Genomic DNA, 23,040 nt, shown 5'->3' on the forward strand with positions numbered 1-23,040 from the left:
AAGTTGGTTCATTAGACACTAAAAAAACGATGTGAACACGGCTTGGTGCCCACATCGTGTTAAGGGGACTAATTGCAGCTTAGTGTCGGTGATGCTTCTGAAGAGATCTGTATCTCAGACAGTGTTACCTCTAGTATTCCAGCGGTTGAAAGCTCGAAAGGGACAACGGTTTTAGTGAAGTCCATGCCTTGGGTTGCAAAGCAATTGAGGTCAATGCTTAGTGATTGCCACTTGGCTAAAGGCATCGCTTGAAGTTGCGTAGCAATATCGACTTTTGCGGTGCACGAGCCGTTTGCATCCGCTTCGCCTTCACAGCTCATCGCTACCCAAACCGATTTATCTGGCGCTGCATCAACTTGTACTTTAAAAGTAAGGGCGCTGTCGGTTGGAATACTTGGGCTTATGTCTTCTCTAAAGTAGCTTTCACTGGCGAGTCTAAAGCCGCTGCGTCGACTACCGTCAAAAAGTAGCTGAATGGCATCTTCTTGTACTTCTCTGTCCGTTGTGCGGTAGCTGATACCACCAAGCGTATGGGTGTTGGCATTTATCAGTTGATTTTCGGCACTGCTGTATAAATGGCCTTGCCAAGGTTTATTGATTGACCTTACCAGTAAGTCTACACCGCTGGCGAGATTTGCCTGAGTTTGTATTTGCTCTGGTAAATTATCTGCTAGTACATTTTGGTCTGAATAACGTAAGCCAAAACCATAAGGTAAAAGCGGGTCGTAATTTTTATCTTGGTAATTTACGATTTGTGTCGGCGTTTTTGGCCAAGAGTAGCTAAGCTTGCCAGTAAAATCATACTTAACTTGGCCGTTTTTGTCGGCAAGTAATACGTCACTGATCCCAATTCCTTCAGACCCCGGTAACCATGCTGCCACAAATGCATCGGATGCGTTGAGTTCAGGATTTACCCACATTGGGCGACCACTGATAAACATTGCCACTGTAGGAATTCCTGCTTGTTTAAAACGTTTGAGTAATGCGAGATCAGATTTATCAGACGGTTTGTATTCAAGTGTTGCTCTATCACCGTGGCCCTCTGCATAGGGATCTTCGCCAAATACCACAATAGCAACGTCAGGCTTATCTTCGAAATCACCGCTAGTACTTAATGTGACGGTGCCACCAGCCGCTTCTGCTTGCTGCTTTATACCATCATAAATAGAAGTACCGCCCGGGAAGTCGGCATTGGTGTTGTTGGTACCTTGCCAAGTAATACTCCAACCGCCCGATTGTTTGCCGATGTTGTCGGCACCATCGCCTGCTAACAAAATATGTTGGTTCGGTTTAAGTGGTAATAGCTGATCTTTGTTTTTGAGTAAAACCAGTGACTCACGTACGGCTTGGCGCGCGACTTTACGGTGCGACTCTGCGCCAATGATTTCTGAGTTGCCAGCCAATGGACGATTTGCAGGACTTGGTTTTTCAAAAAGTCCCGCACGGAGTTTAACTCTTAAAATACGACTTACTGCATCATCAATGCGAGACTGCGCAATAGCGCCGCTTTTTGCTTGCGCTAGCGTATTGTTGTACAAGGCTTTCCAGTCGTTCGGTGCCATGACAATATCAATGCCGGCATTAATGGCCTCTGCGCAGCTGTCGTTCGTACAGCCTTTTATTTGGCCGTGACCATTCCAATCGCTCACCACAAAACCATCAAAATTCATTCGCTCTTTGAGCACTTGGGTAAGCAAATAATGACTGCCATGCACTTTTTCGCCATGCCAACTGTTAAACGACGCCATCACCGATTGTGCTCCGGCTTCAAGTCCACCTACGTAGCCTTGAGCGTGAAGTGCAATTAATGCTTTTTCAGAGGCGATGTTGTCGCCTTGGTCGTCACCATCAACTGTGCCACCATCGCCGACAAAATGCTTTACCGTGCTGATCACGCGGTTCTTACCAAGAAAGTCCGCTTTAGGGTCGCCCTGTAAGCCTTTAACGATGGCGCTGGAATACGCTTTTACGATGTCGGGATGCTCCGAGTATCCTTCATAGGTGCGTCCCCAGCGATCATCACGTACCACGGCGACCGTTGGGGCAAAGATCCAATCAATTCCGGTGGCTAACACTTCTTTTGCGGTAATGTGGGCGATTTTCTCGATGAGATCTGGGTTATTTGCTGCGCCAAGGCCAATGTTATGTGGAAATAGCGTAGCGCCAATGACATTATTGTGGCCATGAACCGCATCCGTTCCCCACATGGTAGGAATAGTGCTGCCATCTAGGCTATCGTCAATCGATGCCTGATAAAGCGCTTCGGCAAGTTTAACCCAATCAGCAGGCGTTGCATGTTTGTTGTTGTAAGGAAATGCACCGCCGCCATTGAGGTATGAGCCGAATCCGTACTCTCGCATTTCTGCGACGGTAATATTTCGAATTTCAGGCTGGATCATTTGCGCAATTTTTTGCTCCAGGGTCATCTTAGCGAGTATCGACCGAATTCTTTCTTCTAGATTGTTATCGGTTTGGATAGCAGGAGTCAGCGCTGGCCAGTTTTCCACTTGGCGAGCTGTATCAACACTGGTTTTATTTGGACTTTCGCTACATCCTGTTAAGGTTGCGATAGCCATTGCAAGACTTAGCATGGTTATTTTCGTTTTCATGTCTTAATTACTCTTGAAACGCTGAGGAGTTGCGCCTTTTAATCCAAAGTAGGCGATGTAGATATAGCATAAAGCAGGCAGTAAGAATGATAGCTGCAGATTGATTCCGTCTGCTAGCATCCCTTGAAATAGCGGGATAACTGCACCGCCGACAATAGCAAGACAGAGAATACCTGAGCCTTGTGCCGTTTGTTTTCCAAGCCCATTCAACGATAAGCTAAAGATAGTCGGGAACATCACGGAGTTACAAAGCCCGACCGCCAAAATGCTCCAAAGGGCGAGCTGACCGCTGCCAAATACTGCGATAAGCACTAATGCAAATGCACAGACTGCATTAAAGGCAAGCACGGTTCGACCCGATATTTTCTGCATGACTAACGCGCCAATAAAGCGTCCGATCATGGCTCCACCCCAATAATATGCGATGAGCTTTGCAGCTTGGGCTTCGGTCATGTTGCCAATGTCCGGTTGATGTAAGAAGCTAACGAGCGTTGAGCCAATTGCCACTTCAGCTCCAACATAAACGAAAATACCGATTGCACCAAGCACCAAGTGTTTATGCTGCCATGCCTTGATTTCACCTGTGGTGACTTCCTCAGTAGTACTACTTAGCTGGGGAAGTTTGATAAAGGCAAAGATCAAAGCCAATGACGCTAGCATGGCTGCCAACATCAAGTAAGGCAGTTGGGTTGCGCTGGCATTGCCCACCTCAACTGTGCTTCCCTCACTGAAGATGAGCATGGCGCCAAAAAATGGGGCGACAGTCGTACCTAGAGAGTTAAAGGCTTGGGTCATGGTGAGTCGTGCTGGGGCGGTTTCGGGAGAGCCAAGTACACTAACAAAAGGGTTAGCAGCAACTTGTAGCACTGTGATCCCTGCCGCTAGTACAAATAGCGCGAATAAAAACACGCCGTAGATACCACTTTCAGCCGCTGGGTAAAAAAGCACACAGCCGATGCCTGCGGTAAGTAATCCAGTTACAATGCCTTTTTGATAGCCGATTTTTCCAACCAATTTGCCAGCTGGCACCGAAACAACAAAATAGGCGCTAAAAAAGCAAAATTGGATCAGCATCGCTTGAGTGTAATTAAGCTCAAACGCGCCTTTGAGGTACGGAATTAAAATATCATTCAAGCAAGTGATGAAACCCCACATAAAAAATAGTGAGGTAAGGGCCCCTAAAGCAAATCGGTACTGACCAGTATGGCCTGTGGTGATTGCTGCTGAAACCTGTGGTTGAGACGGTACGCTCACGACAAACTCCTAGTTGATTTTTTTTGGTAAAGCGCTTACATTTATAAAAATGAAAGCGCTTACATTTTAATGATGATTGCAGAAAGCGAACACGAATTCAAATAAAAAATGTTTTTGCCTTGCACTGTGACTAACACAACACGCTCGTACCTTGGCGTGAGCACATAACTTGGAACGATTAACCATGAATAAAATTATCCTGCCAACACACTCGGCCATGTTGAAGGCAGACTATATTTTCGGCGTTGCGACTTCGTCATTTCAAATCGAAGGTGAGCGGCGTGGGCGTTGTGAGTCAATTTGGGATAGGTTCTGTGAACATGATGGCGCGATAAAGGATAGTAGTAACGGTGATATTGCCTGTGAGCATATATCCAGGTGGCAGCAAGATGTTGAACTTATAACCAGTTTGGGGGTTGACGCCTATCGCCTTTCTATTTCTTGGCCACGAGTAATGAATGATGATGGCACGGTTAACGATGCTGGACTTTCATTTTACCAAAAATTGGTTGATGCGTTGGTTGCTAAAGGCTTAAAAGTATTTGTCACGCTATATCACTGGGACTTGCCACAAGCGCTTGAGGATAAGGGCGGGTGGCTGAATCGAGAAACGGCTGTAGCGTTTGCACGGTATACCGAGGTGGTATGTAAAGCGCTTGGCGATAAAGTGTATGCGTACACCACGTTAAATGAACCATTTTGTAGTGCACATTTGGGGTATGAATTAGGTATTCATGCACCGGGCTTGCGCTCCCAAGCGGCGGGACGACAAGCAGCTCATCATCTGCTTCTTGCTCATGGTTTAGCGATGCAAGTGTTAAGAGCGCATTGCCCAAATAGCCTCCATGGAGTTGTGTTGAATTTTGCCAATGCGGATCCTGTGTCTACAGCGCATTGTGACGTGGAAGCGGCAAAAATTGCGGATGATTACTGTAATCACTGGTATATCAAGCCTATTCTTGAAGGGCAGTACCCAGATTTACTTGCCCAGCTCCCGAGAGACGTACAACCAGATATGCTAGCTGGAGATTTAGAGATTATTGCTGCTCCCATTGATTATCTTGGCGTGAACTATTACACCCGAAATATTTATCAATCTGATGGTAATGGATGGTATGAACAAGTTGAGCCTAGTGCCAAAACGCTCACTACAATGGGCTGGGAAGTCGTGCCAGACTCTTTTTGTGCATTGCTTCGGGAGTTACATGCTGAGTACCAGTTGCCACCACTTTATATCACAGAAAATGGTGCGGCCTTTGACGATAAAATGGAAAATGGCGAAGTATTAGACGTGCAAAGGCTGGCGTACTTCCAATCTCATCTGCTCGCGGTTAATCAAGCTATGGAGCTGGGCGTTGATATTCGTGGCTACTTTGCATGGAGTTTAATGGATAATTTCGAATGGGCAGAGGGGTATACGCAACGCTTTGGTATTGTGCACGTTGATTATCATACTCAGCAAAGAACCTTAAAGGCGAGTGCAAAAGCCTACCAAACGATGCTGCTAGAGCGTAAATCAAGTGTCTAAAACTATGCGCATTTTTAGCCAAAATTGGTATAGTGCGCAGATACAACTGATGGAATAAAAGTAATAGATATGGCAACGATTTACGAAGTCTCAAAAGCTGCAGGGGTATCATTAGCCACGGTGTCACGGGTGATGAATGGCAATGCAAAGGTGAGTGACAAAACCAAAGAGAAGGTGCTCGCGGCAATGTCAGAGTTAGGTTATAAACCCAACGCCATCGCGCAATCTTTGGCTTCTAACCGCAGTAACAGTGTGGGGCTTATGGTATCTGAGCTACACGGTTCTTTCTTTGGTGACATGATGAGCACCATAGAGAGTACACTGAGAACGGCGGGTAAACATGCCATTATTGCTGCGGGCCACAGTGATGAAGAAAAAGAGCAACAAGCCATCGAGTTTTTATTGGATAGGCGCTGCGATGCTTTAATTGTGCATGCAGAAGCAGTCAGTGATGAATATCTCATTGAGCTTGCGGGACGAGATGTAGAACTGGTGCTAGTGAACCGCCACATTCCAGAGTTGGCGGAGCGCTGTTTTTATACTGACAACGAACTGGGTGGATACTTAGCGACTGAGGCGCTATTGCAGCGCGGACACCGAGATATAGCGTATATCAGTGGACCGTTATTTAAGCTTGATGCCAAAGCGCGTTTGGCTGGTCATCAAAAAGCCTTAGCTGAATACAATGTGTCATTTGATCCTAAGCTCTCATTTGAAGGCGGTTATCATGAAACCGATGGCATCGCGGGATTTAATCATTTAATGCAAACAGGGCAGCGCTTTAGTGCCTTGGTTTGCGCAAACGATGAGATGGCATCAGGTGCGATGACTGCGGCCAGAGAAGCAGGACTTGATGTCCCATCAGCGCTTTCCGTTGTAGGCTTTGACGATGTGTTATTTACCAAATATCTTTATCCAAAACTCACCACCATAGATAACCCTATTCGTAAAATGGGCAATGCGGCCGCGCGTTGGGTACTTAAGCATGTGTATAAAGAGAAGCACCAACCCGATGTTGAAAATCTCTACCCACCAACCTTAATCTTGCGCGATTCTATCGCCGTAAAAGCAGAGTAATAAGCGATGACCAGCCTGTCGATATCCAATGCATTGAAGTACACCTTAATTGTATCGTTAGGCGGGTTTATTTTTGGCTTTGATGCGTCGGTGATTTCGGGCGCAATTGGGTTTATCAGCGAGGCCTTTAAGCTCACCCCATGGCAGCAAGGGATAGTCGTGAGTGCGCCTACCTTAGGAGGATTGGTCGCAACACTTATTGCAGGGCCGGTGGCTGATGCCATTGGCCGTAAGCAAACATTGCTGATGACCGCGTGTTTGTATTTTGTCTCCGCGATTGGCTCGGCTTTTGCGACTTCGTTTGAAGCACTGGTGATTGCGCGTTTTATTGGTGGAATGGCATTTTGTTCCTTGATGGTGGCGCCCATGTATATTGCTGAGATCAGCTTAGCGGATCAGCGCGGGCGCTTGGTATCGGTTAATCAGCTCAATATTGTCGTTGGCCTATTTATCTCCTATTTCACTAATTATTTCTTACTTCAGCTCAGTCATAGCGATGCAATGTGGGTGTCTGGTTGGCAAATAGATAGTCAAACATGGCGTTGGATGCTTGGTGTTGAGGCGCTGCCAGCACTGGCTTGGGTTCTGTTGTTACTGTTATTGCCGCGAAGTCCTCGGTGGTTATTGATGAAAGATCAGCAGCTAGAGGCTAAACGCACATTAACGCGATTGTTTGGTAGCAACAATGCACAACAGCAACTTGATGCTATTCAAGCCGCGTTACCGAAACTGCAACTGAGTAGTTTGTCGCTTGCGCGCAAAATGGGCAGTTTGTTTAGTAAGCGACTTCGTGTCCCTTTGCTGGTAGGCATTGTGCTTGCCGTCGCGCAGCAAGTCACCGGGATCAATGTGGTGTTTTTTTATGCTCCGACCATTTTTGAGCAAAGCGGTATTGGTACTGATGCTGCATTTATGCAAGCGATTTGGATTGGTCTTATCAATGTGGTTTTTACCATCGTTGCGCTATTGACCATAGATAAACTCGGACGGCGGCCGTTGTTACTTATTGGATTAACGGGCATTTGCTTTAGTATGGCGCTGTGTAGCTGGGGCTTTAAGCAAGCAACTTATCAGCTAAATACAGCGCATATTGCTGAAATTAAGACAGAAGTAGCCGATTTTCCTGCGCATGCATTAGCGCCAATATTAGGCCAGACTTTCACCTCCGACGTTGCATTTAATGACGCGATAAAGCAGCGTTTAACTGCAGACGAGTACCGGCAATACAAGTCAGTGATTTTCGCACACAGCATTAATATGCCAGCAAAACTGGTTCTGTTTGGGATTTCTCTTTTTGTTGCGTCGTTCGCGATGTCGCTTGGGCCAGTCATGTGGGTAATGTTTTCGGAGATATTTCCAAATGCAATTCGAGCCGTTGCGATTTCCGTTGTCGGTGTGATTAATAATGCCGCCAGTTTTACCGTCCAATTGGTGTTTCCGTGGGAGCTTGAATATTTAGGGGCAAGCACCACCTTTTTATTGTACAGCCTGTTTTCATTGCTTTCGTTTGCGCTGGTATTTTTGTTTGTGGAAGAAACCAAAGGTAAGAGCTTGGAGCAGCTAAGCGAAAGTTTGGAAGCGAAACCTAGTTAACCTGAGCTGCGGATAATTAATGCCTTTCTAGCAGCCAGTTTTAGCGCTAACTGCGTTGAATTCACTTCCAATAGCCAGCTATTGGTGCGTAAATTCGCCTTGTTTTCCCTAAAACTCTCTGGCTAGATAAGGAGAAAACTAAGTTGTGCTTTAGCAACAATGAGTTGGAACATTCCTTATCCAAACCTCAGGTTAGTTAGCAAAACCCGCGATAAAATATTTCTCTATGTAATTTTTTTGTAAACGATTTTTCATGTTTGGGATTTATTATCTTCCTTGGACTAGTCCAGAAATTCACATTTAAAGGAAAGATAATGAAATTACCCGTGCTTAGCAGTGCATTACTTGCACTTTCATTTACCGCAAGTGCAGATGCACTTGAAAACAAAGTATTGCTCATTGGTATCGATGGCCTGCAATACGAAAAAATTGGTGCCAATAATACGCCGAACTTTGATCGCCTATATCTAACTCAAGCTTACACTGGCGGGATAGCAAAAACACAAACACAGCAAAAAACCAAAAGTGGCCCTGGTTGGGCGACAATTTTAACTGGGGTTTGGGTGAATAAGCATCAAGTGCCGAGCAACGACTCAGGCCTAGCAAACAAAGCCTATCCCAGCCTTTATCGTTACATCGCAGAACATGATGCTAACGCCGATATCTCAAGTTTTAGTACTTGGGGACCTATTCATACGCAATTCTTCAGTGACGATGTCGCCTTGATGGACAGAAGATCGGAGGGAGGCAGCGATGATGATAATTTAAATAAAGCGCTGGCAACATTAAATAACGGCTCACCAGATTTTGTCTTTTTACATTTAGACGAACCGGATGCTGTGGGCCACAGCTTATGCTTTGGTTCAGCCTACAATAAATCGGTAGAAGATGCGGACAAGCGACTGGGTAAATTGCTCGATGCGGTTGAAGCAAGAGAGCAAAACGGTGAGAACTGGTTGGTGATGGTCACGACCGATCATGGCCGTGCACCGGTTGTTGGCTGTCATCATGGTGAGCAAACTGAGCCGGAAAAAACCATCTTTATCGCCACCAACAAAGTGTTGAATAAAGAATTTAGCTCAAAAGATGTTAATCCTGCTAATACCGACTTCTCTGGTTTATATGGCTATCCAGCACAAACAGCGATTGTACCGACGATTTTATCTTACATGGGCATTGAAACAAATGTGCAAGCGGGTTTTGAAAGCACGCCGATGTACGGTGACTTAGGGGTTCGTAAACTCAATTATGCCAATAAACTATTTACGTGGCTAAATGGTGCGAATGCGCAAACACGTGTTTATCGAAATGATCAACTGATTGAAACTTTGCCTGCGGGTGTTGCCCAGTGGCAAGACCCGCAGCCCGTATCTGGCATCAATAACTATAGCTTTGAGCAACAGGGTGTGCATGTTGGTTATCGAGTTACCGAGCTGAAACTCAGTGCGGCGCATCAGTGGCACAATACTAAAAGCTACTTTTTCTCTGAAGATGCACGCTACTGGCGTTACGATACTGTGTTAGATAAAACGGATGATGGCTATCCGGTATCGGTGACTAATGGCAACTGGCCGGGACTTGGCGATTATGCAGAACAAATTCGTGCAAGTTTTTATAAAGACAGTGGTACGGTGTACTACTTCCTATCGGATGGTCAATACCTAAGCTACGACGTACAGAGCGATAAGGTACGAGCAGGTTACCCTAAAACAATTGATAACAATACTTGGCCGGGGCTTGCTGCCTACGCAAATAAAATAACCGCAACCCTTCGTTGGACGTCCGATAAGGTGTATTTCTTCCTAGATGATGGTCAATACTTACGCTATGACTTGGGAGATGACCGAGTGGACAGTGGGTATCCCAAAGCTGTCAACGATAATACTTGGCCGGGACTTGGTGCCTATGCGACAAAGATAAGTGCAGCATTAAAGTGGAACGACACGCGTGCCTATTTCTTCTTAGCTGACGGTCGCTATCTAAGATATAGCATTACTTTTGACAAAGTGGATGCGGGTTATCCTAAAGCCATTGATAACGGTACTTGGCCCGGGTTGCAGTAAACGCTGCAAAAGTAACGGATCTTGAAGGGAGTGAACAACTCCCTTTTTCATCTTGTTTTATACTTCAATGCGCGTTTTTCAGTTATGCTGTGCGCTCCTCTTTTGACAAGGATAAGATTGATGGATTTTAGATCTGATACGGTTACGCAACCGACCCCCGCCATGAAACAAAGCATGTTTGACGCGCCACTTGGTGACGATGTTTATGGTGATGATCCGACAGTGAATGCACTTGAACAGTTTGCCGCTGAGCGTCATGGTTTTGAAGCCGCGCTTTTTACCAGCTCAGGCACGCAAGCAAACCTGCTTGCACTGATGAGCCATTGTGAAAGAGGGGATGAATATCTGTGCGGCCAACAGGCGCATAATTATAAATTTGAGGCGGGTGGAGCGGCTGTGCTTGGCTCTATTCAGCCGCAACCATTGGAAAACGAGACAGATGGCAGTATTTGCTTAGAAAGAATTAAGCAAGCGATTAAACCTGACAATTTTCATTTTGCGAAAACTAAGCTGCTTAGTTTAGAAAACACCATTGGTGGCAAGGTATTAAGTCTAGAATATATCGCACAAGCCAGAGCGCTGTGTGACGAGCGTGGCTTAAAGCTCCATCTTGACGGTGCAAGAGTCTATAACGCTGCAGTCGCGTTAAAGGTTGATATCACAGAAATCGTAAAGCACTTTGATTCATTTACTATTTGCTTATCTAAAGGGCTTGGCGCGCCGATTGGCTCTTTATTGCTTGGTGATAAAGCATTGATAGAAAAGGCGAGAAGGCTTAGAAAAATGCTTGGTGGCGGCATGCGTCAGGCGGGCATGCTCGCGGCTGCTGGTCTTTATGCTTTGCAACATAATGTAGAGCGTCTAGAGGAAGATCATCAAAACGCGCAATATTTAGCTGATAAACTTGAGCAACTGCCTGGGTTTAAGCCATGCAAGCACTTAGTACAGACAAATATTATCTTCGCGGAAGTGGAAGCCGGCATCGATCTTTTTACGATAGCAAAGCAGTTAAAGGCAAAGGGCATTAATATCACTCCAGGATATCAAGGCATGCGATTTGTGACGCATATGGGAGTGAATCGCGCCGATGTGGATGAGCTAATAGCAGAACTCACTAATTTGTTGATGTGATAGGTATTACACTTATTTACATTTGGTGTGTTCTATTTGGGAACGATTGCTGCTAGTTTTGTGCGAAAGTTATATAAGGAAAATTTAATGTTCTCTTCGTTGATAAAGACCACTTTTGGTATTTCTGCTTTGCTAATCAGCACCGCAAGTGTTGCCAATTCGGTCGATTTTTCTGCTGGTACTGGCTATCCATTTTTTGGTCAAATTGAACTGTCACTTCCACAAGCCGATAGTAATAGTCGATGGTATGGGAATTATCTCCTCGGTTTAGATGATGGGTTTTCTGTCGGTTATGAAAAAGCGATATCTGAAAACAACAAACATGCTTTAGGTGTGGTGCTTGGCGCATTAGGGGCGAGAGATGCAGGTCCAGTATGTAAAGAAGAGGGCACTGTATGTGATATTTTCGAGCCGCTTATCGATCTCTTTGATAGTGAAACGACAAATGGTATCGGTGTAAGTTATAGCTACTATTTTACCAGTATCAATCAACCAGGTTGGCAGGTTAAATTGGTTGCAGGTTATGGTGAAAGTGATAGACATAACGTTGAGCGTGCTGATGGCAGTTTAATTTTTAGCTATCAGTTTTAAGTCATCGCCCTATTACCATTGGTCTCGGTTCTAGGGCGATTTAGTTCTTATAATTTAATCGTTAAAACTTGTATTTTACGTTGGCGCTGATGGTTCTACGCTGTCCGTAAAAACAGTCTCCACGGAACAAGCAGCTGGTAATCACCGTTTTATCGCTGACATTATCGACTTGTAAACTGAATTGATATTGTTCAATGTCATAGCCAATCATCATATCAACAAGCGTAAAGTTGTCGGTCACTAATTGCTGGTGCAGTGTTTGTCCGTTTAGTTCAACTGTACGACTGCCATCATAAGTTTCTCCCACATGTCTGATACCGGCACCAAACTTAAGCCCAGGAAGCCATTCATCTGCGCGGTACGTTGCCCAAATTGAAGCTAAGTGCTTTGGTGTTGCCGAGAGCTGAGTATCATCTGTGATTAACGTGACCAAGTCCTGTGCTACATAGAGTTCTGTGGATGATAGCGGAGAAACGTCTTGCTCTGTTTCCAAGTAAGAGTAAGCGGCATAGATATCAAGGTGCTGCCATTCAAGCTGGGCTTCAAGCTCTAATCCTTTTACTGCAATTTCACCGTCTTGTACTTCAAACTCAGGGGAAACTTTTCGTATTTGATTTTTGTCTTTAATTTCAAATATAGAAGCAGTGATAAGGTGTTCAGTACCCGTTGGCTGATATTTCAAGCCAAGTTCAACTTGCTCGCCCTCAAGCGGTTTATATGCGCCACCTTGTGGTTTTTGTCCAAATACAGCCTTAAATGATTCAGAATAGCTAGCATAGGGTGCTATGCCATTCTCAAATTGGTAAAGCACACCGATCCTACCTGTTGTGGCATTCTGACTATTTTTGATTGCACCTACCGTTTGCACCTGATTTGAAACGTCATCATAGCGAAGTGCCGCATTGAGTACCCAGCTGTTTACTTCCGCAGTAACTTGCGCATAAGCACCAAGCTGCTTGTTGTTTAGCGTATTTTCTGGGTTATCGACAACCGTTGTTGGTAACTCAGTGCTTTGTCCATACACTGGGTTATATAAGTCTAGTGGTGCAGCAACGCCGCGGCCGCGATCAGAATCCGTATCCGCATCTTGGTAATCAACACCCGATACCATAGTGAGTTTAACCGCATCCAGTTCCAAATATTTATGGAATTGAAGATCCATCGTCATACTACGTGCATTTGAATCGGTGAGGCTGGCGATACGCTTAACAGTGCGTTTGTCGGCTTCAAATTTTGGTGGCCAAGAATAAATGGTACGGTACTCGGATGAACTATCGCTGTAGCGACCGGAGAACTTAATATGTGTGTCTAAATCAAAGCTGTGCTCAACGATAGCGGTGATCGCTTGTTGCTCAGTATCATATTTATCCCAGCCTGGCTCGCTGACGAAACGCTCACTGGGAATTTGGCCATATTTTGCAGGTAGAATAGTGCCTTCATGCGGGAAGAATTGCGTTGAAGAGCCTGATTCATTTCTCTGAAGGTTGGCAAGCAAGGTAATTTTAGTTTCATCTGAAGCAAGCCAGCTAAAGCTTGGTGCAAGCATCAGGGTGTTGTCATCAACATAATCGGTCTGCGTGCCGCTGTCTCGATACATGGCAACAGCACGTGCCTGATACTCTTGCTGCTCACCAAATGTGGTGTTGTAATCAAGTGCTAGTTGCTTACGGTCGTAGTTGCCCACTTGTGCCCAGATCTCACCTTCAGTGTCTGCTTTTGGCAATTTTGATACTGCGTTGACGATACCACCTGTAGACCCCTGTCCGTAAAGTACTGATGAAGGGCCTTTTAAGATCTCTACGCTTTCAAGCGCATAAGGGTTCGTACGGGTATTGTTGTAATTGCCAAAAAGCTTTTGCAGGCCGTCAACGTAGAGTAAGGGGTCGACGCCACGAATTTTAGACCAATCGCCTCGAGTATCAACACCATATGGCCCATTATAAACACCTGCAACATACCCAATCGCATCTTGCAGTGTTTCTGCGCCTAAATCAGAAATACGTTGCGCTGTTAAGACTGAAACTGAAACAGGCGTTTTGACGATAGGAATTGCTGTTTTTGACGCAGTAGCACTAACGTATGAAATCAGACCTCTTGGGCTAACTTCGATGATTTCAATGTCGTCTTTATCTTGTTTTGTTTGCTCTTGTGCAATTGCGGAGCAAGACAACGCCAATGCAACACTGGCTATAAGGCTTGGATATTTGTATTTAAATGAGCGCATGATTAATCCCTATGATCTAAGTTTGCGCAAATGATATTGTAGATGAGAGTGATTATCAATATTATTGTTCTGTAATTTGCAAATATTACAAAGCTTTATTCTAGACTACGTATTGTTGTGCCTTATATCTGGGCGGTGCTCAGCTGCACAGCGCTTTGAGCAGTATTTAACGTTTTCCCAATCTCTTTGCTATTTTTTCCGCCAATAAAACGGGCGTTTGCAAATAGGGCATACTTTATAAGGTAGGTTTACTTTCTTATGAGCCATTTGAGGTTTATATCAATTAGTCTTAATACTTGCTCAATTTGAAGGAGCAAATCTGACGCTAACTGCGTTAAAAATTTCTCATTTAGAACAACTAAATAGCAAAATTTTCGCTAGGTTATCGACAAGATTTTCTCGCCTCAAAATAGATCACTTAATTAAGCGAATTGGTATTAGTCATTTTTAGTATTCATACGGTAGTGATGAAAAGTGAGATCAAAAAAGCCCCATAGCAAGCGCTGTAGGGGCTTTAGAAAGGAAATAGGGCAGGTTATGCTGATGGAATGAGTGCATACCCTCCTTTTAAATGTCCGATATTATTAAAGCCGAGTCGTGCTAGTGCTTGTGCGGCAACTTGTGAACGGCTGCCGCTGCGGCACACCAACACCAACTCTTTCGACTTGTCTTGACTGTGTTTGCAAATAAAGTCAGTAAGGCGGGTGAGGGGCACATTTTGATCAAATGCTCTGTCGTGGTTTAGGGCATATTCATGCGGTTCACGTATATCAATTAACAGCACACCTTCGTTGTTAGCGATGTGAGCATTGAGCTCTTTTGTGGTGTACTCGTGCAATTCAAATTGGTTTTTATTGCAAACCGTTGCGCCACACATGATCTCGCTGCCAGCCTCATCAACAATATTTTTGTCTATTTGTGCCTTTTTCTCGACAAATACATCAACTGCAACGTCATGTTGAAGCACACTGTTTAATAGCAAATTACGATTACACTCTGCCGCTAGGGTGGTTGCAAACTCATTGTTGTAGTCGTGGCTTGGACATAACAAAGTATCGGTTTCGATAAGTTGAGCAAGTAGCTGAATACTGTGTAGCATCGCTTGTGATGAGCTGGTGGAGAAGTTGGTCCTACCAAGTGCTCCCATCAGGATTAGGTCACCACAAAAAACGTATCTAATGGTGTACTCACCTTGCTGTTGCTCCAATAGCATAAAGGTGAGACTATCTTCCGTATGTCCAGGGGTGGCTAGTTTGGCAAGGCGGTAGTGACCAATAACTAGCGCTTCAAGTGACTGGCCTTTAAATTCAATGTGTGTAGCTTGAGTAGGCCAGCCTAAATGGTCACATGCTTGCTTTGGTAAATTCAGTGCGGTTCGACTCGATTCGTGATCGGCGTGCCCATGAGTATCAAGTGCGGCGAGCAGTGTCAGCTGCTGGCATTCCAGTATCGTATTAAGACGTTCTACCAGCTCAGGAAGTGGATCGATAATAATCGCCGTTTTTGACTGCTTATCTGCAAACAGCCAACAGCATGCACCACCTACTTTAAATTGTACTAGGCCGTCAAGTGCTTCTTTATTGTTAACGCCATTCGCCGCTTGCATGAGACAGCTGTGACCGAGTGCCTGAGCACAATGGAGAATGCGCTCACACGCCGCGTCTATTTCAGTTTGGGTTGTGGCGGGGCCAAAAGACAGTCGAATAGCCGATTCGCTTTGCCATGCAGGGAGTCCCATGGCATCTAGCACAAAACTGCGCGTTACCTTTGAACTACACGCTGAACCCGAGCTGACACGGATGTTTGCTGCGTCGAACAAATCCATGATTTCTTTTGAGCTAAATCCCGGAATTGCAAAGTTTAGTGTAGTTGGAACGCTATTACTGAATTGATTATTAAATACAATTGTCGGGAACGCATCTTTAAGTGTTTGTGCCAGCTGATTTCGAAAATCGTGTAGTTTATCTACGCTTGCAAATTGGCTGTCATTTTCTTTTAGCAGTTCGTCAAAAATCACATTCAGTGCGGCAAGGCCAGGCAAATTTTCTGTTCCTGAGCGCAAACCGCTCTCTTGACCGCCACCTGCAATAAATGGCGTAAACGGCGCGGTTTCTCGAATATAAACAAAACCGATGCCTTTTGGTGCATATAGCTTATGGCCGCTAAAAGGTGCATAGTCAATTGTTGTTCTTGCTAGGTTTAAGCTGCGTTTTCCCAGGGCTTGCACACAGTCAACCATCCAAAAAATATCTGAATTATGCTTTCTTATTACTTCTTCTAATTTGTTCAGGTCTTGATATACACCGGTTTCATTATTAACAGCCATAGTGCAAATCATTAGCGCATTAGGCACTTCACTGGCGATAAACGCTAAATCCAGATTACCTACACCATCAACCGGGATGGCTTTGACATCGGCATTAATTTCTAAAATTTGATTCCAATGTTTGAGTGATTCAGGCACTGCTTTGTGTTCAGTAGCCCCGTAAAGTAGCGTATATTTTTTGTTTGGCTGTATCTTCTTTTTTGCTTCACAAAGGGCTGATAGTATGCCGGTCTGGATGCCCTCGGTTGCGCCGCTGGTGAAGATCACTCGACCATGACCAGAACCTAAAACAGCACGTGCTTTTTGGCGAGTGTGCTCCATCAGTTGCTTCGCTTGAAGGCCTGTAATATGGCTGCTGCTGGGGTTGCCAAACATGGTTTTCATGGTAACCAATGCTGCGTCTGCTGCTTGCTCTAATACAGGGGTTGTTGCATTAGCATCTAGATATATTTGAGGTAACACCGTTTCTACTGTCATGACTGAGCCTTTAGGTATAAGCAAATTACCGATATAACAAAAAGTAATAAGTAATTATTTATAGTTATAATAAGGGAGATAGGCGTACGTTTCAACTATTGAGGATGTGTTTCTTGCAGACTAGATAGAGTGACGTTTAATGTAAAATTAATTTGAAAAAAATGTGCTCATCATGTTTAATTGCGTTCGCTCAAAGGCAATGCGAGCAAGGTAACTGTAATGGTAAGGAAAGGCTCTTAGAGTAATGGATGAATGATGTTGCAACGAATAACAAAACCGACAATGTGGCCGTTATTTTTTACACTGGGTGTGTACGCTACGTTGATCTGGTTACAAGGCTTTTATCAGGCACTTGGCCAAATTATCAGTGAATCCCATATTGCGCTTACCATGGCGTTGGGATCGTTTGTGGCTGGTGGAACGGCATTAGGTGGTGGCGCCGTTGCGTTTCCTGTGATGACTAAATTATTAGACATAGACCCCGCTACTGCCAAGGTATTTTCTCTCGCGATACAAAGCTTTGGTATGACGGCCGCGACCATTACTATTTTCTGTCGCCGTATTCCGGTATATAAAAACGTTATTTTAATGGCGTTGCCAATGGCTGCGCTTGGTGTAACGCTCAGCCTATTGTATATCGCGCCTCTGGCACCAAGGCTTCTCGTTAAGTCTATTTTTAGTTTTTTGTTGCTCTGCTTTGCACTAACACTGATTTTGAGATGGTGGCGTAAGGCACATCACCAACCAAGCAGTGAGTTTATCCAGCCTAAAATGCTACGCTTTATGGCCGTAGCGTTAATCGGAGGTATCGCGAGTGGATTAGTAGGGTCGGGTGCAGATATTGCGCTCTTTGCCTTGTTGGTGATTGCTTATAATGCAGATGTGAAAAAGGCGACTGCAACCTCTGTCGTGGTGATGACGTTTACCTCATTGATCGGAAGTAGCATCAATGCGTGGCACCTCAATACGATCACCAGTGAAATAAACGGCTATTTGCTAGCGGCAATACCGATTGTGGTCGTTGGTGCTCCGTTAGGGGCTTATGTTTGTTCAAAAGTAAAAGTAGGGCATCTGGTCAGTTTTCTTTTAGTCTTGATTGGGCTTGAAGTGAGCTTTACCTGTTATGAGTTGTATCCGACGCTGCTAGGATTGTTTTAATCTAATGCGGTTTACAAAATGGGGTAAGCCGCGAAGCGAGGAAATAACGAAGTTAGATTACTCTCGCTAAATAAAAATATCCATCCGTTACACTTTATTATCATCTTTGCGTGTATTGCAAAAAACATTACAAATTTAAAATGTAAATGATAGTTGTTATCATTACTATTGTTTTGCTAAACTTCGCCCCTTCTCTGATAAATTATTTTCTGAAATAGGTATTCGTGGCTATTTCAGAAAGATCCAATTGCGTAGTTTGGAGTTAAAAAATGCAATACTCTCGCTCTTCTGTTCTTTCCGCCTCATGCGTTGCGGTTAAGTTGGCTTTACTTGGTGCAAGCACAACGGCTTTCGCTTCTGAAGACATAGAAAAAATCAGTGTCTATGGCAAACATAATAAAATTATTTTGCAATCTGGAACTGCAACTAAGTCTAATATGGATCTTATGCAGACCCCCGCAGCGGTTGTTGTTGTTGACAAAGAGCTACTAGATTCGCAAAGCGCAGCGACTTTACAAGAAGCACTACGCAACGTAAGTGGTTTATCTCAGGCTGGTAATAACTACGGTATTGGTGATTCGCTAATGGTTCGTGGTTTAGGCGTAAACTATACCTATGATGGTATGTATGGTGGTGCTGACTTAGGGAACAGCTTTAACCCAACACGTTCCTTAACCAACATCGAAAGTATTGAAGTGTTAAAAGGTCCTGCTACTGGCCTTTATGGTATTGGTGCAGCAGGTGGTGTAGTCAACTTAGTCGAGAAAAAGCCACAATTTGAACAGGCGCTCTCAATTAACGGTAAAGTGGGCGCATGGAATACTTATGGCTTGGGCGTTGATTTTACAGATGCAATTACTGACCAGCTTGCCTACCGTGTTGTTGCAAATCATGAGCGTAGCGACGGCTATCGAGATCTAGAATCTAATAGAGACGAAATCTATGCAAGCTTACGTTTCGACCCAAGCAGCGAGCACTCATTTTTACTTTCAACGGCTTATATTGATGATTCGCAACAAGTAGATTCAATTGGCGATCCGGTACGGATTATTAACTGGGATAGCATTACTGGGCAACCAGGACTGGTTACAGCTGATCGCTTGCCAAATGACCCACAATATGATGCTGAGAAAGGTAAGTGGTTAGGTGTACAACTGAATGATGAACAGCGCGCGCAACTTGCTGAGTCAATCCGTATTGGCGATGGCTTAAAGCCTTTCAATCTTGGCGATGGGAATCTTATTTCTCCTTTATCTCGTCCAAATGAAGGTGAAGAGTTACGGATAAAGCTTCGTCATGATTGGTACTTAAATCGCAGCTCAAAGCTAACCCAGCAGATCTTATGGCGTAGTTACGATTCGGATTTTGTTCGCCAAACAGGTGCTTATAATTATGTTTATTGGGAGCGCAATGGTGTGATCAATGCAAACCCAAGAGCCCCGCTTGTGATTGATGATGTGCTATATCCTTATGCAGCTCGCCGTCAAGAGTATCGCCGTCAAGTTGCCAGCGAAAAAACTTGGCAGTACTTTGCTGATTTACAGTTAACTTGGGATATGGGTTCTTTGAGCGGTGAGCACTTAGTTAGCGTTAACTATGAAAATCGTGATATGCGCTTAAAAAGTTGGTCTGCATATGATGCCGATGGCAAAGGCTCAATTCCATTTATCTTAGATATTCGCGAGCCAAACTGGCCGACAGGCGAATTCGAGGATTATAACCCATCGCTACGTAGTAACTACGATAAAACACTTACGGCGTATGGCATTAGTGCACAAGAAGTGGTGTATATCACTGATGCACTAACTGCTCGTGCTGGCCTTGCATATACTAGCGTTGAACAAAAATATCAGCATTTAGGGACTGACCGCTCACCTGAAGAGAGTGAAGAGCTGGACACTGATGATGCTGGTATGACGTATAATATTGGCTTGAATTATCAAGTGACTTCTCAGCTTTCTGCTTTTGTAAATATGGCAAAGGGTCGTACTGCATACAGTGTACTGGGTAGCCTAGAAAATGAAGCTGATGCGAACCGTAAAAACAGACCTGACTCGGAATCTGAAACGTTAGATATTGGTGTGCGTTTTACTGCGTTTGACGAAGATTTATTGGGGTCATTAGTGTGGTTTGAAACTAAACGCACAAACCTAATGTATAACAACCCAGAGTATAACGAGCAGCCTGGTGAAGACTACAATGTGAGTGTTCCACGTTATTTCTTTGATGATGAAGATGAGTCAAAAGGTGTAGAACTTGACTTAAATTTAGCATTGAACGACCAAATCAGTGTGAACATGAACGCAACCTATCAAGATGCGGTTGAGATCCGTTCGAATGCGCGCTCAGGTCAAATGAAAGGGGTGCCGAAAAAGTTTGCCAGCACGTGGGTGAAGTATACTCAACCTATTGATTGGTTTGGTGGTGCATTGGAGTACAGTCTTGGCATTAACTATGAGAGTGAACGAACAATTAACTCTGTTTCTTTCGGTCTGCCTACGGCAACCATTGATGGTTATACCCGCTGGGATGCTGCAATTAAGTTCGATGCTGAACAGTTCGATATTCAGCTCAACCTTGAAAACCTAACTGATGAGCGTTATTACAGTAAAGCATTGTTCCTAGGTGGCATGCCTGGTAATGAACGTAATGCTAAGCTGAGCTTTAACTATAGGTTCTAATTGGTTCACAAAGAAGAAGGAGGGAAGTCCCTCCTTTTTCTTTCTAAGCAGTCGATGCTTAGTCACGTTTAGATCAGTTAACCCCTGAACAGGATAAAAAGCAGTTATTTAATGTAACAAGTGATACGAGTAAGAAGCTCGTGTGGTGGTGTATCTCTGACATCATTTAAGTACTCTTCGATAACAGGCACATCGGCAGGTTCAAACTCACTGTTAGGTAACCATTGTCCAAACAGATACTCGTAAGGCGTTTCAAGAGAAGCATAGTCACCTTGGTAAAGTAGGCTAGCGGTTTTGCCCGATGGAATGGCGAATTCACAAAGCCCCTCTGGGAGAGATGCTGTTGTCTTTGGCACCAAAATTGTTGCTATTGATTTCAGTTTGCTTTCCTCGACGGTTTTTGGGTCGTCAAAATACACACCAAAGAAACGCGTATCTTCACCTAATAAGCCTTGTTGCTGCGCCAGTACGTTTAACTTCTCAAATGCTTGACCGATTTGCATGTAATCGCCATGGTGCTCAAGTCCGATTAACATCATTTGCTCATTACTGCCTATTTCTACATTAAACATATTCGAATCCTCATCTACCTTAATGATATAAAACTCGGCCGCACAGCCTTTTGCCTTGGCCTGTTCATGTTGGCGAAATAGGCTAGGTGGTTGTTTATATCGTTGAGAAAAAGCTCGGCTAAACGCTTCAATACTTGCGTAGCCGGTTTGCTCAGCCACCTTTGCAATGGAGTCTTGGGTGCGAATTAACATACCTGCTGCAACATGTAGTCGCATTCTTCTCACGGTTGCATTGATGGTTTCCCCTGCGATTGAGCGATAAACACGGTGAAAGTGATAAGTCGACATATGGCATTGATCAGCAAGCGTGATCACATCAAGTTCGCGATTAATATTGTTATAGATGTAATCAATAACAGTATTTAAGCGAGTAGTGTAATGGCTCAGGGTCGTTGCTTTTCTAGTCATTGTTCACTTCGTTGTTGGTTTATACGGCCAATTACAACTCCGAAACTTACGTCAGAGCTGATATGACTTATCATGGCAGAACTCGATTTGATAATGTTTGCTGATTTGTACTTTACGCAACTTATTGGTTTTCCGTAAGTGCTTTTTCCACAGCTTTTAAAATAGATGATTTGGTAGACGGTTTGGTGATGTACCCAGTGAGCCCCAAAGACGCCCACTTTCTGATTATATCTTTGTTTTTATTGCTAGTTAGCGCAATGATAGGAAGTTTTTTACAATGTGGAATATTGCGAATATTTTTGGTTGTATTGTAGCCATCAAGCTCTGGCATAAATAAATCCATAAAGACCATGGTGAATTTATGCTTTCTCAATGTTTTTATAGCGCCTAACCCACTGGTTTCACAGTCTACTTTATACCCCTCATCACGTAGGATCTTGGCTATCATTTCTCGATAAATTTCGTTATCTTCCACCACCATTATTTTTACTTCTTCTTGCTTGGTTTCAAGTGCTTGTGGTTCGCTGACATCGACTTCACCCGTATCACCTACTGGCAATACATTTTGCGCTAATTGCGCGCACTTAGAGTTGTCTTTTTCGCTCAGCAATGCAGTAAGCTCAGCGATAGAGAATTGTTTGTCTTTTAATCGCTTCGTTAATTCATGAACACTCTCGGCAAGCTGATGTTCTAATTCATCCAACAGTGGTGATAAATGTTTTTGTTTTAGTTCATTTAGTAAGTCATCTTGAACTTTATTAATCCCTTTTTCATTGTCGAGATTACGTCTTACCGTTTGTAGCGTCTCATCCGCTTTTTGATGGTACAAGGCTGCATCATCAATCAATTGCTTTAGTTTGTCATCTATGCGACCAAAATGTTCCTCTCTGATTTTGGCAACTTCAGATGTGCCTTCTGTGCGAACTAAGGCATTATGTAGGATCATACGAAATCGGTAGTTCTCATACATAGGTTTGTAGACAAAGTAATCGGTAAAAATACCTTTCATACAACACCGAAAGGCCACGCCTGATTCTTTATTTTCACACAGTAAAATATTCTCATGAGCATAGTTAAGTAAGCCGTGCTTGGCGAGCAAGCTATAGATTTCGACACTTTTCGCGACCGTTTTTCGAGCAATAACGATGACATCTGGTGGAGACTCAGTTAGCACTTCAGCTACTTCTTTATGACTAGTGAGAGTACGGTATTCATTGACTTGAGAAGCGACAATATCGACAACGCCAGTCATTTCAGCTGGATCGTCGCAAATAATAATCACTTTTGGATGTCGTTGTGCGTGTTCAACGTCTTTTTTATGCATAGATTCCCTCTGACTATGAGAGTA

At 44.1% G+C, this 23,040-nt stretch carries 14 protein-coding genes and 1 pseudogene; 8 read left to right on the forward strand and 7 right to left on the reverse strand.

What is annotated here, in order from left to right:
• Window positions 1-68: 68 nt before the first annotated feature.
• Together EXT47_RS18600 and EXT47_RS18605 are read right to left on the reverse strand one after the other, a co-directional pair.
• Window positions 69-2,609 (reverse strand): exo 1,3/1,4-beta-D-glucan glucohydrolase, encoded by a 2,541-nt coding sequence (locus EXT47_RS18600; RefSeq protein ID WP_130127291.1) that lies wholly within the window; start codon window positions 2,607-2,609, stop codon window positions 69-71.
• A gap of 3 nt (window positions 2,610-2,612) precedes the next feature.
• Window positions 2,613-3,863 (reverse strand): sugar MFS transporter, encoded by a 1,251-nt coding sequence (locus tag EXT47_RS18605; RefSeq protein ID WP_130127292.1) that lies wholly within the window; start codon window positions 3,861-3,863, stop codon window positions 2,613-2,615.
• 184 nt (window positions 3,864-4,047) lie between these two features.
• Between EXT47_RS18605 and EXT47_RS18610 the strand changes: the two genes are divergently transcribed.
• The 6 genes from EXT47_RS18610 (at window position 4,048) to EXT47_RS18635 (ending at window position 11,846) form a co-directional block, all read left to right on the forward strand.
• Complete coding sequence (locus EXT47_RS18610) at window positions 4,048-5,391, forward strand: GH1 family beta-glucosidase (RefSeq protein WP_130127293.1); 1,344 nt, start codon at window positions 4,048-4,050, stop codon at window positions 5,389-5,391.
• Between the two features lie 69 nt (window positions 5,392-5,460).
• Window positions 5,461-6,468 (forward strand): LacI family DNA-binding transcriptional regulator, encoded by a 1,008-nt coding sequence (locus tag EXT47_RS18615; RefSeq protein WP_045990752.1) that lies wholly within the window; start codon window positions 5,461-5,463, stop codon window positions 6,466-6,468.
• Window positions 6,469-6,474: 6 nt separating this feature from the next.
• Window positions 6,475-8,061 carry a sugar porter family MFS transporter gene (locus EXT47_RS18620; protein ID WP_130127294.1) on the forward strand — a complete coding sequence of 529 codons (1,587 nt, stop codon included), beginning with the start codon at window positions 6,475-6,477 and terminating at the stop codon, window positions 8,059-8,061.
• 314 nt (window positions 8,062-8,375) lie between these two features.
• A complete protein-coding gene (locus EXT47_RS18625) occupies window positions 8,376-10,124 on the forward strand; it encodes a hemopexin repeat-containing protein (RefSeq protein ID WP_130127295.1) in 1,749 nt (582 codons plus the stop codon).
• A 120-nt stretch (window positions 10,125-10,244) separates the two neighbouring features.
• Complete coding sequence (gene ltaE, locus EXT47_RS18630; protein ID WP_084204154.1) at window positions 10,245-11,255, forward strand: low-specificity L-threonine aldolase; 1,011 nt, start codon at window positions 10,245-10,247, stop codon at window positions 11,253-11,255.
• Window positions 11,256-11,342: 87 nt separating this feature from the next.
• On the forward strand, window positions 11,343-11,846 hold the full coding sequence (locus EXT47_RS18635; RefSeq protein ID WP_130127296.1) for a hypothetical protein: 504 nt from the start codon (window positions 11,343-11,345) through the stop codon (window positions 11,844-11,846).
• 61 nt (window positions 11,847-11,907) lie between these two features.
• Here the strand turns inward: EXT47_RS18635 and EXT47_RS18640 are convergent, their stop codons facing one another.
• The 3 genes and pseudogenes from EXT47_RS18640 to EXT47_RS18655 all read right to left on the reverse strand — a co-directional run bounded on the left by EXT47_RS18640 (window position 11,908) and on the right by EXT47_RS18655 (window position 16,873).
• The gene (locus tag EXT47_RS18640) at window positions 11,908-14,070 is read right to left on the reverse strand and encodes a TonB-dependent siderophore receptor (RefSeq protein WP_039491690.1); all 2,163 of its coding nucleotides are present in this window, start codon (window positions 14,068-14,070) and stop codon (window positions 11,908-11,910) included.
• A 192-nt stretch (window positions 14,071-14,262) separates the two neighbouring features.
• Window positions 14,263-14,337, reverse strand: a pseudogene (locus EXT47_RS18650) (DUF2256 domain-containing protein); the annotation flags it as partial.
• 268 nt (window positions 14,338-14,605) lie between these two features.
• Window positions 14,606-16,873 carry an aminotransferase class V-fold PLP-dependent enzyme gene (locus EXT47_RS18655; protein ID WP_039491688.1) on the reverse strand — a complete coding sequence of 756 codons (2,268 nt, stop codon included), beginning with the start codon at window positions 16,871-16,873 and terminating at the stop codon, window positions 14,606-14,608.
• Window positions 16,874-17,125: 252 nt separating this feature from the next.
• Here EXT47_RS18655 and EXT47_RS18660 point away from each other — a divergent pair, with 252 nt between their 5' ends.
• Window positions 17,126-18,031: a sulfite exporter TauE/SafE family protein gene (locus tag EXT47_RS18660; RefSeq protein ID WP_223193764.1), complete on the forward strand. Its 906-nt coding sequence runs from the start codon at window positions 17,126-17,128 to the stop codon at window positions 18,029-18,031.
• Between the two features lie 269 nt (window positions 18,032-18,300).
• Entirely contained in the window at window positions 18,301-20,712 is a 2,412-nt protein-coding gene (locus EXT47_RS18665; RefSeq protein ID WP_039491683.1) for a TonB-dependent siderophore receptor, read from the forward strand.
• Window positions 20,713-20,816: 104 nt separating this feature from the next.
• Here EXT47_RS18665 and EXT47_RS18670 read toward each other — a convergent pair whose 3' ends face one another.
• Both EXT47_RS18670 and EXT47_RS18675 read right to left on the reverse strand, forming a co-directional pair.
• Window positions 20,817-21,692 (reverse strand): GyrI-like domain-containing protein, encoded by an 876-nt coding sequence (locus EXT47_RS18670; RefSeq protein WP_039491681.1) that lies wholly within the window; start codon window positions 21,690-21,692, stop codon window positions 20,817-20,819.
• 121 nt (window positions 21,693-21,813) lie between these two features.
• Window positions 21,814-23,016 (reverse strand): response regulator, encoded by a 1,203-nt coding sequence (locus EXT47_RS18675; RefSeq protein WP_039491679.1) that lies wholly within the window; start codon window positions 23,014-23,016, stop codon window positions 21,814-21,816.
• Between the last annotated feature and the right edge of the window lie 24 nt (window positions 23,017-23,040).

It is taken from the genome of Pseudoalteromonas sp. CO342X, from assembly GCF_004208915.1.
GTDB lineage: Bacteria > Pseudomonadota > Gammaproteobacteria > Enterobacterales > Alteromonadaceae > Pseudoalteromonas > Pseudoalteromonas maricaloris.

Bases quoted from the DNA above. Each gene is read 5' to 3' on its own strand.
- EXT47_RS18600 (WP_130127291.1), bottom strand. From the start codon at position 2,609: ATGAAAACGAAAATAACCATGCTAAGTCTTGCAATGGCTATCGCAACC.
- EXT47_RS18610 (WP_130127293.1), top strand. From the start codon at position 4,048: ATGAATAAAATTATCCTGCCAACACACTCGGCCATGTTGAAGGCAGAC.
- EXT47_RS18615 (WP_045990752.1), top strand. From the start codon at position 5,461: ATGGCAACGATTTACGAAGTCTCAAAAGCTGCAGGGGTATCATTAGCC.
- EXT47_RS18620 (WP_130127294.1), top strand. From the start codon at position 6,475: ATGACCAGCCTGTCGATATCCAATGCATTGAAGTACACCTTAATTGTA.
- EXT47_RS18625 (WP_130127295.1), top strand. From the start codon at position 8,376: ATGAAATTACCCGTGCTTAGCAGTGCATTACTTGCACTTTCATTTACC.
- ltaE (WP_084204154.1), top strand. From the start codon at position 10,245: ATGGATTTTAGATCTGATACGGTTACGCAACCGACCCCCGCCATGAAA.
- EXT47_RS18635 (WP_130127296.1), top strand. From the start codon at position 11,343: ATGTTCTCTTCGTTGATAAAGACCACTTTTGGTATTTCTGCTTTGCTA.
- EXT47_RS18640 (WP_039491690.1), bottom strand. From the start codon at position 14,070: ATGCGCTCATTTAAATACAAATATCCAAGCCTTATAGCCAGTGTTGCA.
- EXT47_RS18655 (WP_039491688.1), bottom strand. From the start codon at position 16,873: ATGACAGTAGAAACGGTGTTACCTCAAATATATCTAGATGCTAATGCA.
- EXT47_RS18660 (WP_223193764.1), top strand. From the start codon at position 17,126: ATGATGTTGCAACGAATAACAAAACCGACAATGTGGCCGTTATTTTTT.
- EXT47_RS18665 (WP_039491683.1), top strand. From the start codon at position 18,301: ATGCAATACTCTCGCTCTTCTGTTCTTTCCGCCTCATGCGTTGCGGTT.
- EXT47_RS18670 (WP_039491681.1), bottom strand. From the start codon at position 21,692: ATGACTAGAAAAGCAACGACCCTGAGCCATTACACTACTCGCTTAAAT.
- EXT47_RS18675 (WP_039491679.1), bottom strand. From the start codon at position 23,016: ATGCATAAAAAAGACGTTGAACACGCACAACGACATCCAAAAGTGATT.